10 protein-coding genes are annotated in these 13,530 nt (G+C 45.0%); 3 read left to right on the top strand and 7 right to left on the bottom strand.

All coding sequences use genetic code 11. The features are described 5' to 3' along the window. Window positions 1-8 precede the first annotated feature (8 nt). The gene (locus tag ACTJJJ_RS26475; RefSeq protein WP_440703545.1) at window positions 9-1,076 is read right to left on the bottom strand and encodes a hypothetical protein; all 1,068 of its coding nucleotides are present in this window, start codon (window positions 1,074-1,076) and stop codon (window positions 9-11) included. Between the two features lie 4 nt (window positions 1,077-1,080). Then, on the bottom strand, window positions 1,081-2,319 hold the full coding sequence (locus ACTJJJ_RS26480; protein ID WP_440703546.1) for a phage integrase SAM-like domain-containing protein: 1,239 nt from the start codon (window positions 2,317-2,319) through the stop codon (window positions 1,081-1,083). 566 nt (window positions 2,320-2,885) lie between these two features. Between ACTJJJ_RS26480 and ACTJJJ_RS26485 the strand changes: the two genes are divergently transcribed. Both ACTJJJ_RS26485 and ACTJJJ_RS26490 read left to right on the top strand, forming a co-directional pair. Then, window positions 2,886-3,500: a Crp/Fnr family transcriptional regulator gene (locus tag ACTJJJ_RS26485; RefSeq protein ID WP_440703708.1), complete on the top strand. Its 615-nt coding sequence runs from the start codon at window positions 2,886-2,888 to the stop codon at window positions 3,498-3,500. 48 nt (window positions 3,501-3,548) lie between these two features. After that, a complete protein-coding gene (locus ACTJJJ_RS26490) occupies window positions 3,549-4,172 on the top strand; it encodes a hypothetical protein (protein ID WP_440703547.1) in 624 nt (207 codons plus the stop codon). Window positions 4,173-4,387: 215 nt separating this feature from the next. Here the strand turns inward: ACTJJJ_RS26490 and ACTJJJ_RS26495 are convergent, their stop codons facing one another. The 5 genes from ACTJJJ_RS26495 to ACTJJJ_RS26515 all read right to left on the bottom strand — a co-directional run bounded on the left by ACTJJJ_RS26495 (window position 4,388) and on the right by ACTJJJ_RS26515 (window position 11,347). Then, window positions 4,388-5,983, bottom strand: coding sequence for a SusD/RagB family nutrient-binding outer membrane lipoprotein (locus ACTJJJ_RS26495; protein WP_440703548.1), 1,596 nt, complete (start codon window positions 5,981-5,983; stop codon window positions 4,388-4,390). A gap of 18 nt (window positions 5,984-6,001) precedes the next feature. Continuing rightward, a complete protein-coding gene (locus ACTJJJ_RS26500) occupies window positions 6,002-9,358 on the bottom strand; it encodes a SusC/RagA family TonB-linked outer membrane protein (RefSeq protein ID WP_440703549.1) in 3,357 nt (1,118 codons plus the stop codon). A gap of 338 nt (window positions 9,359-9,696) precedes the next feature. Further along, window positions 9,697-10,077, bottom strand: coding sequence for a nuclear transport factor 2 family protein (locus tag ACTJJJ_RS26505; RefSeq protein ID WP_440703550.1), 381 nt, complete (start codon window positions 10,075-10,077; stop codon window positions 9,697-9,699). Between the two features lie 61 nt (window positions 10,078-10,138). Then, window positions 10,139-10,675: a YceI family protein gene (locus ACTJJJ_RS26510; protein ID WP_188938507.1), complete on the bottom strand. Its 537-nt coding sequence runs from the start codon at window positions 10,673-10,675 to the stop codon at window positions 10,139-10,141. A 93-nt stretch (window positions 10,676-10,768) separates the two neighbouring features. Continuing rightward, complete coding sequence (locus tag ACTJJJ_RS26515; RefSeq protein WP_440703551.1) at window positions 10,769-11,347, bottom strand: Crp/Fnr family transcriptional regulator; 579 nt, start codon at window positions 11,345-11,347, stop codon at window positions 10,769-10,771. A 225-nt stretch (window positions 11,348-11,572) separates the two neighbouring features. Between ACTJJJ_RS26515 and ACTJJJ_RS26520 the strand changes: the two genes are divergently transcribed. Then, a complete protein-coding gene (locus tag ACTJJJ_RS26520) occupies window positions 11,573-13,498 on the top strand; it encodes a T9SS type A sorting domain-containing protein (protein WP_440703552.1) in 1,926 nt (641 codons plus the stop codon). Window positions 13,499-13,530: the final 32 nt, after the last annotated feature.

Here is a 13,530-nt window from a genome sequence, read left to right on the forward strand (position 1 = left end):
GAAGTTGACTAAGTCAGATCTGCGACACCGTACTCGTTTATTTTCCTTAATGTTTTCAAAACATTTTTAGAATGCGGGCTGTCAGCCAGATTCCCTATACTCTGCACGATGTTTCCACGTGCTTTGTTGATGTTGCTGCGAAGACTTTCCAGCTTCGTTTTCGAGTAGCAAGAAAAAGTATCGAGCAGTAATTGACAGTATCTGTCAAGCCCAATATTGTTCCGATCTGTGTTCAGCTTATAGGTGGCATGCATAAGTAGGTTTAAAACGCGCTCGTAGTTTCCCGGAGGCATTTCAAAGTACTTATGTTCAGGTCGAGGCAGTCTGCCTCCTTTTTCTTCGAACATCATTCCCAACAGCTGCAACACTTCCTCTTCTCTGGTAAAAACCTGAATCGAGCCCACTGCCTTACATTTCCATGCATCAACTAAAATCAACCACATGGATATGATTTCGTCAACCGCATAGTCAAGCGGAATCCGCTCCGGGCCTTTAGTTTGCACTTCGGCCACTGGCAATTCTTGCTTCTGTGAAACAGAACGATGTTGGTACTTAGCCAGGCGAAGCGTATTTACTCTATCGCCGCACGCACGTACAAGGTACGCCTGAATAAATCCAAGCGCGTATAAACAGGAAGGAACAGCAAATCCCTCGAAGTATAAATGATAAGAGCAGAATTCAATTAATTGCTCCAAATGAGCAATTTTGCTCTCGTTATCAGGATTGTACAAAATGGAGATTATCTGTTGTGGATACTCATTCATCGCGTCGAAGTACCCTCTTTCAAATTGCGCTCTCAGTTCGTCGGCATAAGACTCCGAGATTGGGCTGTGATGATCTACGATGATATTCTTCCGGCCTTTTAGATCGAAAATAGCTTTGAGGTTTGGCTCACTGAGGAAAACCGGCAGCTTTGCTTTATCGGCAATGTTCTCAAAATGGAAGTTGCGTGATAGGTAGTCTACGTTTCCTCTGCGAAAAACATGATCCACGAATCTCAGATACGGAAACCGTCCTTGATCGTCGAGGTTTATACCGAGATCAGGATCGAAGCCTGGCAAATTGAAAAAATACATTCGTTCAAATCGTTGAGTTGATCAAATCATCCAGCACGGGGTCTCCAATGTCTTCCAGGTAAATATCAGTGGTCTTCAAGCTATCGTGGCCCAACGATCTCCCTATGTTCTCCTTGGATATACCATTTCGCCGAAGCGTGGTCGCGTACGAGTGCCTGGCCACGTAGGTAGTTAAAGGCTTCAAAATACCGAGGGATATGCCCAACTCTTTAATTTGTTTGTTGACCCTAGTCAAGATCTTTTTCTTCCGATCCCGTACCGATTGAATCGTTGCGTGACGCTTGTACAAGATTGGGAATACAAAGCCAGCATCACTGTTACCTTTCAGGTCTTTGTAAAAATCTAGTATTTGAGCTGCCGAGGGGTGCAAACGAAACCGGAACTCCTCCTTTGTTTTTGATCTTACATAATGGAGCTCACCATCCACAATGTTCGTCCATTTCAGTTCGGCCAAATCTGTAAAGTTCAGGCCTCGGCAATAGAAGCTAAACAGGAAGTAGTTACGCGAGTTGATTAACGAATCATTTTCCGGATCGATTTCAGCTCCTGCGATCAATTCGATCTGCTCCTTGGAGATCGCCCTCTTTTTCGTGCGAGGGTTATTGTATTTAGAGAAAGAGAAGTCTTTGAAGGGATAATGTGTTTCGGGATAATAGTTTTCCTTAATCCCGACTTTCCACAGCGTACGGAAGGTTCTCAGGTAAAAGCTTCTCGTGACGATCGTGCAGCCTTTGTCGATCAGCCATTGTTCATAACGGTTAATGAATGGCAAGCCGATCGAAAGGATATCCTGATCCTTTTGGTTCATAAAGTGTTTAAGGCTTTTCAGCGTCGAATTATGTGACTCTGCACTGCCCAGCCGGTTTTGGCCCTTAAGTTTGGCGATGTGTTCTTCAAAAAGTACAAATAGCTTTTTCTTTTCAGGTTCCGTGTGGCCGCCCGTCAGTTTTTTGACCAACGCCTTGATTTCATCAAACGAGGGGCGCTTATTTTGCTTCCCATAGGAGATGATCATGAAGTCTACTTCCGACTCAATGGTGCGGAGCAGGAGGTTGATTTCCTTGTGCTTCGGATGTGTTTTTGCAACGGATTGAAACTTAGGCTGCCATTGAATTTCGGCACATATCTTCCTTGTACTCACCAGCAGGTTCTTTCTATCGATAATGATTTGAAGCATTATCGGGAACTGAGTTTCCTCCGAATCACGTTTCTTCCGCAATACAAACTTGGTCGAAATAGCCATAGCACTACAACTTCAGGTCGAACATAGGTCGAACATTCGTGTCTAACGTAAGTTAACCAAAGTTACTAAAAATAATCAAAATGCTCATTCAGAGCATTTTACGATAATTATACTTAATAAAACTTCTTGGAAAAATACAATAAATATCCAATGGGGTGCTAGGGGTCGCAAGTTCGAATCTTGTCATCCCGACATTGATTTCAGCCACTTACAGCGAAAGTTGTAAGTGGCTTTTTTTGTTAGGTCGAACATTTTGTGGTGATGATCTGCATTTACCCACATTTTCCCCTCGAGAGGCCCAATGATGACCACGGGAAGGTCGCTCTTCTACATTGGATTTTCAAATGCCTAACGATTACCATGACGGTCGCTGGGAAAGGAACCAGGGTATCATGCCTGTCTTGGTATGCTAAACCTAGCAAAAGATGGTAAAGGTGCTAATGCGTTATTTCAGGTAAGAGCCAAATTGTTAGTACAATTTCATCTAAAAATATTGTAACTTGTTGAAGGTAACATAGTCAGCAACTTTTGGCAAGTGTAACAAACGACAGTAACAACATAAAATGATGCAAGATTTACTATTCGACTTTATATCAAAATACATTTCGCTGACAGATGATGAAAAGAATGCTATCATTTCCTTAGACGTATTCCGTTCTTTTAAAAAAGGAACCATTTTACTCAAAGAAGGACAAAAGTCCAATGATGGATACTTTGTTCTTCAAGGTTGTATTCGGAGCTATTACATAATAGGCGGAGAAGAAAAAACAACCGCCTTCTACACAGAAATGGATGCCTTGACACCGCATTGTGTTATCAATAAAGCCCCTTCCGAATATTACATATCTTGTGTGGCAGATACAATTCTGATAATTTCAAACCCTGATATGGAAACTGAAATGTTTAGTAAGTTTCCGAAGTTTGAAACCCTTTGCAGAATATTGGCAGAAGAACTTCTGGTTAAACAACAAATTAATTTTGATGAGTTTAAGACTTCTTCACCCGAACAACGCTATTTGAATCTACTACAAAAAAGACCAGATCTGATTCAACGTGTTCCACAACACCAGCTAGCAAGTTATCTTGGCATAAAACCACAATCATTAAGCAGGTTAAGGGCAAGGATTTTGGAGAAAAATAAAGGTCAAGAGTCATTTCTTAACTTAAGTGAACGTATTTAAGCTACCTGCCAATCTAATTTTGCAGTATCATTTTACCAATGAAAAGATATGCAAAAGAAAATTTTATGGTTCGCCTTGATTTTAATGATGGCAGGCTCCCTACAAGTTAAAGCTCAATATGCCAAACAAGACAGTACTTATAAAAAGTATTTTGTAGGAAGTACCTTGTTTATGCTAGCTAATCTTATACCTGATAACAATCCGCCTGAGATGGTTTATCTGAACGTAGGTTATCGCATTACAGGAAAGGATGCAGTTTCACTTGAATTTAAAACTTGGAAATATGCCTGGCCAATTGGCATTCCATTTGGAAAATCATATGAAGCGGAAGGAGAAGGGTTTCCAGGTTACATTCGTGAATACGGAGTTTCACTTTCTTATTACAGGTTTTTATGGAAAGGTCTTTATACACAAGTTGACGTGATGCCTGCTTGGCAAACTTTTGCAAATGAGAACGGCAATAAGATTGACAATGGCTTTCAGATCTTTAACACTTATTCCATTGGCTATCACATTAAACTTTTCAAGGATAGGTTTTTTTTCCAACCTTCAATTGCAATAACTTATCGTCCCTATCAATCAAAAATGCCTGATTCGTTTAAACAGGTTGACGATAGATGGTCAAGATTCTTCTTCGGGCAGCCGGGATTACATTTTGGGTATAATTTCTAGCAATTTTTCGAAAGACAACAGCCCTTACACGCAAGTGGAGAAAGAGAAATCTTTAATGGGATGGTGCGTTTCATCCCGACATTGAAAAGCCACTTACAACTTCATCTTGTAAGTGGCTTTTCAATAGGCCGCCCGATAAGCCGCGTGGCTTACTGAGCGATCATGGTCATTTAACTTTTTGATAGTAAGCAATTTAATCCTAACTAAATTAGTCATTAGGGCATAAACCAGGGCTTAACTGACCTGTCATCCGTGCCACCGGTAACCGCTTTCCAGTTGTCGAAATTGGAAGTGACTTCTCCAGACGGATAAACCAGCCTATTCAAATTGAGCGATTCGCTGGTGGGGGCGAGCGGTGTATTAGGCGTTGCATTACCCGTCCTGCGCTGTAAAACCCATGCGTCGAAAGGCTGGTGAAACAATGCTATCCAGTTTTGCTTGTATATCTGGGTCAGCGCCTCTGCGGGTGTCGCTGAGTATGCAACAGCCGGATTAGTTAACATGGCCTTCAGGGCCGCCGGGTCCGGCGACGCTGCCGGTTTATTCACTACCCAAACAGCGGACCCGTTTGCCAGCTTATACCAAAACTGAACCGACGCAGTAATCCCTTCCTCGTAAAACTGTTTAGCAGTTGCAGGATTGGCAGTAACTCCACCAATGCCTTTGTTATAAATTTCCGCTTTTAAGAAGCTGATCTCGCTTCCGGCAAGGATCAAGTCAGGGAATGTTTTATCTGCCACATAGTAGAAATTCAAAGGCGAGTAGTTGTAAGTTCCACCAGACGCCCATTTTGTCAATCTCATTTCAGCATAAGGATCATCTGCTCCACCATTCCCTGTTTCGGCCACTGTTCCCGTAGGAGGATTTTGAGGATAGGGCTTCCACTTACCCGCACTATTGGGTTCAAAGAAAATTTTAGTCCTTAGATCATAAATACCCGTTCCATCTTCGGCATCGGTGCTTGACATTGCACGCCACATGGTAGAGCCCATTCGAACGTACGAATTGCCCCGGTAATTACCCGCTCTGTCAATCTGCGATCCAGGAACTAATGCTGCTTCTATTCCTACGTATTTGTCTGCTTCCAACAGCGGCTTGGTCAGCGCCTCGGCGATAATCGCGTCTGCCGCGGCCGGGTTCTTTCCTCTCATCACCATCGCATACCTAAGCCTGATCGAGTTAGCAAATTTGATCCAGGTAGGTATGTCATTTTTGAGCAACGTTTCATACTCGCCTAATGAAACCTGATCGGAACTGGTACTGAACCCGTCAACAGCCTGTTTCAGATCCGCCAATGCAGCAGTAAAGATATCTGCCTGCTTGTCATACACCGGCCTGAAGTACGCTGATCCATAAATAGATTTCCCGGCGTCTTTATAGGGCATATCACCATAGAGCGTCGTTGTTCTGAGGGTTTTTAATGCAATCAATGTTTGAAGCATTGCCCTGATATTCGTCATTTTTGCCGATCGCGGATCTGCATCGATCAACTCTATCGCCTTGCGGTAATCGACCAGCGCAAAATAGTAGTTTTCCCATGTTCCGCCCACCTGGTTGTCCAACCGGTAACCGGATGCAGCGTAGTTGGCTGCCAGCTGTGTTGCGTGATACAAAAACGATGACGTGATCGGCCTGCCGGTTTCGGTCATTGTCGATACGATGCTGTTGTACAGCGGAGGAAGCTCGACCGTATACTGTTTATTCTCCCAGGGATCATTGATGTCCCCGAAATCCTTCTCACAAGACACGGTCAAGGCCATCGAACATAGCATTGCCAATGACAACGCTCCTTTCTTTATATATCTCTTCATTTTACAGAAAATTAATGGTTAAAACTGCGCTTTCAAGCTTACTCCGAATGATCTGATGCTTGGCATGCCCGACCACTGCAAACCCTGCCCGTTTCCAATCCCGTTAACAGCTTCGGGGTTCAGATGCATGGGCAAACTGGAATAGAGGTAGAAGAGATTTCTTCCGATCAGCGAGACAGACAGGTTTTGGAAGACTTTCGTTCTGGCCAGTACGCCTTCGGGCACCTTGTAGGACAAAGTGACTTCACGAAGTTTAGCCCAGCTATTTTCAAAGACAGACAAGCTTCTCGGCACATTGAGGTGTGTCCACCCCGCATAAGAGCCTGCATATTTATAGATAGGATTTACGACCCGGTCATTTATCCTTTCATCATCAACGTTATAACCGTCCATGATCACCCCTACGTTGGCCGTTGTCCCGTCGGGAAACGTGTATGGCAACCCGCCACCATTTCTTTCTACCAGTGTTTCAGGAGCAAGGCCGCTTCCCATAGCTGTGGAGTGATCGACTGAATAAATGTCACCTCCCAATTTGAAATCAACCAGTCCGTAAAGGGCGAAATTCTTATATCTGAATGAATTTCCGATACCTCCTGTAAGCTTCGGTGCTGCATTGCCTATGGCCACAGGTTCATTGGTTGTCTTGTATTTAGTGCCGTATACCTTGCCAGCAGCGTCTTTGATATTGTATAATAACTTGTTCCCCTTTTCGTCCCTTACAAAATCAGTTCCGTAGATGGTTCCGTATTTATCGCCGGGTGTTACTTTCATAAACGCACCCAGGTTGCCAAATACGTCAGCAATCCGCAGTTCTCTCACACCTGGTGCCAGCGAAACAACAAGGTTATCATTCTTTGCCCCGTTGAGCGTAAGGTTCCAGCCAAAGTCGGCCGTTTTGATGATCGATGCATTTACGATAAACTCGAACCCTCTGTTTCTCAGTTCGCCTGAATTGAATGTAACAACACTAGCGCCCGAAGACGGAGCGATGTCCGCGGACAATATCTGGTTTTTCGAAACGATATTGTAGTAAGTAACATCAAGATTCAACCTGTCATTGAAAAGGCCCAGGTTCGTGCCGATTTCCACAGAACTGGAAGTCTGGAAGCCAAGTTCGGCAGGGCTTAGAGTCGAAGGGATCGAATTGATATTCTGACCGCCGAACGAGCCTACATCATAAGTAAGTCCGAGTTTATAAGGATCACTCGCATTGGCGCTCTTTCCGTAGGCCAGCCGGAGTTTACCATAAGAAAGCACATTGCTTGCTTTACCGAGATTGAACGCATCGGAAAAGACAAATCCAAGACTTGCCGAAGGATAAAAAGTTGCGTTTTTACCCGGTGTCAATGTTGAGTTTACATCGTTTCTGCCCGTAACCTCCAAAAACAAGTAGTCCCGATAGCTCAGGTTCAATATGCCCAGCACAGATCGTGATTCCACTTCATACCTTCTTTCCCCAATGGAGAACTTATCGGTATTTGACCTGTCGGCGGCTATGATGTTGTTTAATGAATAAATACCGGGCACCAGAAACTTCCCTGCATTTTTTCCACTCATTCCCGTAGACTTGTTGGAGTAGGCATTGAGCATTGCAGAAGCGCTGGCATTAAAACCCTCAATAAAAAAATTATCCTTATGAGCGGTAACCATCAAATCTGTATTGAAGATTTTGGTTTTGTCCAGATCTTTCTGATACATCCCTCCGGATAATTTGTCGACGTTCGAGGTATTATTGATTGTTTCGAATTTAGCGGCAATCAGATTGGCTGAGGTTCTGACAAAGGCATTTAGCCATGGCGTAATTTCCGCGTTTAACTTAATGGTCGACAGCAACTCATCCCTGTTTAGGCGGCTATTCTGTTCAAAAAACCGCCAGTAGAGATCCTTCCCGTATTCCTGGTGAGGGTAGGTGCTGCCAAAGTCACGTTTGGAGCCATCAGGGTTTTTATAGTATTGCTCTTCAAGCGGCTTATATTCCCTGGACATGCCGTAAACGGAAAACTTAGACCAGGAATTATTATTCCCGATCTCAGGTGCATTGAGGCGGAAGCTCTGGTTGTATCCAATATTTACGTCGGCGCTCAACATCTTGGAAATTTTGAGACTCGACCCCAATGACAAGTTCGTATTGTTGTTGCCGGTGTTGGGCACCACAGCCTTGGCATCCGTGCGGCTTAATGCGAGGCGTACCGTTCCAAAATCATTACCTGCTGAAAATGAGACGTTATGGGACGTTTCATTACCCTGCCGGTAGTATGCCTTCCTATTGTCCGGTTGAGGCGAATATGGTCTCAACTCTCCATCCCACCAGCGTACCATCTGTCCATTCAATTTGGGCCCCCAGGAAGCACTCGCACCAAACCAGCTAAAAATATCCGCTGTATAAAACCCGCCGGGAATAGTACCATGCGAAGCACTTATTCCTGTTCCGCCTGCGCCGTAACTTGATCCCCCATATAAGGTAGGCAGGTAGTATTCGCCTGTACTGGTTTTGGGCAATTCCGGGTTGGCTGTCCATAATCCTGCGGCAAATCCTCCTCCGTACTCGTTTTGAACATCTGTAAACCGGTAAACATTGGAAAAATTGGTCGAGAAATTATAGCTCAGGCCAAGACCTTTTTGTACCATTCCCTTCTTGCTGGTTATGAGCAATACACCGTTAGCGCCTCTTGCACCATACAAGGCAGCTGCGCTGGGTCCCTTTAAAACAGAGACACTTTCTACGTTGTCCATATTGAGGAAGCTCAGGTAATTACCCCAGTCCTGGGTTACGGAAGCATCGGTGCCTGTAATCCTGGATTGAGCCGTGGGGTTGTTGTCGACGATCGCGCCATCAATTACAATCAGCGGTTGATTGTTGCCCGTGAGGCTGTTGTTTCCTCTGATTACGATTTTAGATGAGGCATTTCCGATCCCATTCCCTGTCGAGATGTTCAGACCGGCAACCTTTCCCATTAATCCCTGGGCGATGTCCACCGGGGCGGCAACGGTAACATCGCTTCCCTTCACCTGCTGGACAGCATACCCGATCGATCGCTTATCCTGCTTTATACCCAAAGCCGTTACAACCACTTCGCCCAGGGAGGTCGCGTCGTCTTCAAGGGCAATTTCATAGAATGTCCTGCTGTCGATTAACACATCGGCGGTTCTAAAACCTATAAATGAAGCAATCAATGACTTACCAGCCGTCGCGTTGACGCTGAACCTCCCGCTCGCATCAGTAGTGGTTCCGGTCGTTGTGCCCTTTACAAGGACAGAGACTCCAGCCAGAGGCTGGCCATCGGACTTGCCCGTAATTTTCCCGGTGATTGTTTGTGCAACCGCCGAACCGCTTATTGCCATAACGGCAATAAGCCCCAGTAGAAGTTTTCGCATAGAGTAATTTTAGTTAAGAGATAGATGGATACTAGCCTGCCGACCAAGTTGCAGCGCTAAACTAAATATGGGACAATGTTAGTAATTTTTTTTAATAATTGAAGATTGGTTAATATTTTTTATAATTAAAATCTAACTTCAATGACAATAATTTGCAAAACAACAAGTAGTTCATGTGGTTATTTACAAATACCCCAAAACGCTATACGTTCGCTTCTCTTCCTGTTAAATGCAACCCGTGATGTCGCACCTTTCCAGGAGGCGAAACTCGCCAGGCATGAAAAAGCCCGGTCTTTCGACCGGGCTTTTTCATGCACCATCGTTGGGCTATTGTAGGATTATACCATCGCCACATTGGTCAATAACTTGTTTACAATCAACCATTTACCATCGACCTTGGTTAGCGACAACAGGTCGTGATAATTAAACTCGAACATCGGCAGACGGACCTTCGCGACGGCGATCTGGTTAATGACCTCAATGGACATAATTTCCATCCGAAAACTTTCGCCCAGCTCAAAGGGGCTTTTTCTGTTTCTGACGCCGTCAAGGTATTGGTCCAGTGTTTTGAAGTATGCCTGTCCGTTCACATCGCCCGCCACCAATGCCTGTGGATGGAATGCGCTGCGGAGCAAGTCCGTATCCCCTTTAAAAACCCCGTTAAAATAATCCGATAATACCGCAGTAATATCGGCTGCACGATCTGTGTAAGTGTCCATTGTGTTTCCCGTTTTAGCGGGTATGCGCCGGTATCATGATCCGGCGCATACCCGGTGGTTTTTAAAGAGATGCAAATGCTGTGAGCTGTACATCGAGCTCAAACTCATTGTAGATAAGTGTATCGCCCAGGTTGGTGAAGAAATTACCTGAACGGAACTTCATTTCGTAGCGAGTACGATCGACGACGACCTTGCCCGAAGCGGTGATCTTATTGCCTGAAATAGCTACCTGAGCCCCGAAAGTAACCCCGTGGGTGATCCCTTTAATGGTCAGATCGCCGTTGATCAGATAGCTGTCGCTTTCCAGGTGATCTGTGGTGGTAATGACGAATGAGGCCTCGGGAAAATTTTCGGTTGAGAAAAAATCCGCCGAAAACAGGTGGCCCGCAAACTGCTGATTGGTATCCGGATCGGTGATGTCCAGGATCTTAATAGATGTAGTGTCAATAATGAAATTCCCGCCGCTCAGATTCCCATCTTGCACCGTTAATTCCCCCGTTTTGATATCAATAGTGCCATTATGCGCTCCTGTGACTTTTTTGCCTGTCCAGTCGATGTTGCTTTCTGAACTCTCGACTTCAAATCTTTTAGTTTCCATTTTCTTTTATGTTATCAGTTAATAATTTGATAGCACAAAGGACCGCAGGAATCCGCAAGGCGTTACGTGATGTAAATCACTTTCGAAAGGGAGCTACTTATGTGTATTGTAAAGCCTGCTGAGCGTCTCGCGGGAAACGCCAAGGTAGGCGGCGATCAGATGTTTCGGGACCAGGTTGTAGAGTTGTGGATAAAGTGCCAGCAGTTCTTCGTAACGGGCCCTTGTATCGTTGTTCATAAATGATAACAGCCTTTTTTGAGATGCGAGGTATCCCCTGTTGGTACGCCAGCGAAAAAAGTGCTCAACCGGGTGCAGCTCACTGCATATCTTTTCACGGTCGTCGTTGGAAAGGCAGAGAACTTCCGCGTCAGTAATGCAATCAACATTAATGGTCGCCTGCGTCTGGTTGTACAAAGCGCCATAATCCGACGACCACCAGGTAGGCATGGCAAATTGCAGGATATACATTTTGATTTCGTCGTTGACAAAAAAAGCCTTTAGACAGCCGGAAACCACGAAATATTCGTGATCTACACGACTTCCCTCCGAAATCACCACTTGCCCCTTCTTGTAAGACCGGGGTTTGAAGTGTGAAAATACGTAATCGAACTGCTCATCGGTCAGTGCGGCGGTTTTAGCAATATGTTGTTTCAGAATTTCTTTTGCATCCATCGTCCGGCGTTTTTGTAGGGCCTTAATATATGCAATTGGCCCTCATCATCATAGCCAGGATGAAAACACCCCTTCCCCCTACCCGACAAACGATTCAATCAATTTCCAGATTTACCCCCGCAAGAACTAGTTATTATCAGATAAAAAATATAACTTATTATAGATTTTACTCATCGGATATGGTCTGTTTTCAAAGCTGGTTTTTGAACTTCAACCCTGTATCTTATGAAAATCCTTCTCTACATCGCTGAGTTAATTCTTCTTTTACTCCTGTTAGTATGCCAAATACCCATGGTTTCCGCACAAGACCTCTCAGAAATCAGCAGACTAACTGCAACGAACACGGACGGCTCACCCTCCGCTAGCGAATTCTGTTTCTACGGCAGTTCGGTCGCCATATCCGGTAACTATGCCATTGTCGGCAGCAGTAGCGAAGGTAGCGTGGGTGCTGCCCATATTTTCTACAACAACGCAGGCGTTTGGGCACAGGTGAAAAAAATCACCCCTCCGACAGGCGCCATTTTCGACTATTTCGGAATATCGGTTTCTATCAATGGAGATTACGCCGTCGTCGGTGCGAGAGGAAATGACCTGGACGAGAACGAGGCAAACACGGTCGATAATGCCGGTTCTGCATACGTATTTAAAAAAGATCAGGGAGGGGCGAATAACTGGGGATTTCTCAAAAAAATCACAGCCAGTACCCGTTCATCGCAAGCTGAATTCGGCAATTCGGTTTCCATGACCGACGACTATATAGTTGTTGGTTCAGCGCTAGATCGTTTTGATGCCACAGAATCCAATGCTTTATTTTCTGCTGGCTCCGCTTACATCTTTAAAAAGGATCAGGGAGGGCCGGATGGCTGGGGACAGATTAAAAAAATTACGGCACCCGTAAGAGCCATCACTGATTTTTTCGGGTGGTCGGTATCAATAAGCGGGAACACCATAATCGCAGGTGCGTACAACGAAAGTGAAGATGCCCAGGAAACCAATACGCTGAACGGCTCCGGGTCTGCATATGTTTTCGCCAAAGATCAGGGGGGAGTGGACAACTGGGGCCTTGTAAAAAAAATCACTTCCAATTCCAGGGCAGCGAGCGATCGCTTTGGTACGTCTGTGGCGGTTAGTGGCGACATTGCCGTCGTAGCCGCACCCGGTGAAGATGAAGATGCCTCAGAAACTAACACTATTGAGAGCGCAGGCTCGGCGTATATTCTGTATCGGAATGAAGGAGGTGCAGATAATTGGGGGCAAGTCAAAAAGATAACTTCCAGTACACGCACTACCGGCGACAACTTTGGTGCCTCGGTTGCAATTGATGGCGAGCAGGTAATCGTTGGCGCAATTGGTGACGATAAAGACGCTCTCAACAATAATAATGTATTTGATGCAGGAGCTGCATATATTTTCAAAAAAGATATTGGCGGAGCCAATAATTGGGGCGTCGTGCAGAAATTAGTTGCGTCTGTTCGCGGCTCGATTAATAATTTCGGCTCGCCAATCGCTATTAGCGGCAATTATGTACTTGCTGGTGCCCCCTATGAGGACCAACTTCAGCCCAGTGTTTTGTTTAACGCCGGAGCCGTCTATCTTTTCGGGCCCACGGATCCTCTTCCCGTGATACTCAGCACATTTAAGGCTACCCGGGTTGAAAACCAGGCTCGGTTGACCTGGACCACGTCAAGCGAGATCAACAATGATCATTTTGAAATTCAAAGAAGTAACGATTCGCGTACGTGGGCGACTATTGGACAAGTCTTGTCTAATTCGGAAAATTTCACATCACAGACTTATTCCTTCACAGATATGCTGCCAGGTACCGGTGCAGATCAAATTGAAATGTATTACCGGCTCAAAATGGTAGATTACGATGGCAGCTATGCATACAGTCGTATTGAGCATGTCTTATTCAGTGGTCAGGACAATTTGGTTTTTTACCCCAACCCCAGTGCCGGAAACATTTATTTTGATGAAAAACATGTACGGATTATCAGCTTAATAAACAGCCTTGGGCAGATTATCGCAAAAGATGTGGACATTTTCAAGGGTTACATAGACGCCAAAAAGTTGACGCCCGGCATTTATACGGTAAAAGTTACTAGGACCGACAATTCAACAGTGACCCAGCGGATGCTGATCACCAGGTAAAATCTCCGGGGTAACCTATCAGTGGCTGTTTC

It is taken from the genome of Dyadobacter sp. 22481 (genome assembly GCF_052044875.1).
Taxonomy (GTDB): domain Bacteria; phylum Bacteroidota; class Bacteroidia; order Cytophagales; family Spirosomataceae; genus Dyadobacter; species Dyadobacter endophyticus.

Bases quoted from the DNA above. Each gene is read 5' to 3' on its own strand.
- ACTJJJ_RS26480 (WP_440703546.1), bottom strand. From the start codon at position 2,319: ATGGCTATTTCGACCAAGTTTGTATTGCGGAAGAAACGTGATTCGGAG.
- ACTJJJ_RS26500 (WP_440703549.1), bottom strand. From the start codon at position 9,358: ATGCGAAAACTTCTACTGGGGCTTATTGCCGTTATGGCAATAAGCGGT.
- ACTJJJ_RS26520 (WP_440703552.1), top strand. From the start codon at position 11,573: ATGAAAATCCTTCTCTACATCGCTGAGTTAATTCTTCTTTTACTCCTG.
- ACTJJJ_RS26510 (WP_188938507.1), bottom strand. From the start codon at position 10,675: ATGGAAACTAAAAGATTTGAAGTCGAGAGTTCAGAAAGCAACATCGAC.
- ACTJJJ_RS26475 (WP_440703545.1), bottom strand. From the start codon at position 1,076: ATGTATTTTTTCAATTTGCCAGGCTTCGATCCTGATCTCGGTATAAAC.
- ACTJJJ_RS26515 (WP_440703551.1), bottom strand. From the start codon at position 11,347: ATGGATGCAAAAGAAATTCTGAAACAACATATTGCTAAAACCGCCGCA.
- ACTJJJ_RS26505 (WP_440703550.1), bottom strand. From the start codon at position 10,077: ATGGACACTTACACAGATCGTGCAGCCGATATTACTGCGGTATTATCG.
- ACTJJJ_RS26490 (WP_440703547.1), top strand. From the start codon at position 3,549: ATGCAAAAGAAAATTTTATGGTTCGCCTTGATTTTAATGATGGCAGGC.
- ACTJJJ_RS26495 (WP_440703548.1), bottom strand. From the start codon at position 5,983: ATGAAGAGATATATAAAGAAAGGAGCGTTGTCATTGGCAATGCTATGT.
- ACTJJJ_RS26485 (WP_440703708.1), top strand. From the start codon at position 2,886: ATGCAAGATTTACTATTCGACTTTATATCAAAATACATTTCGCTGACA.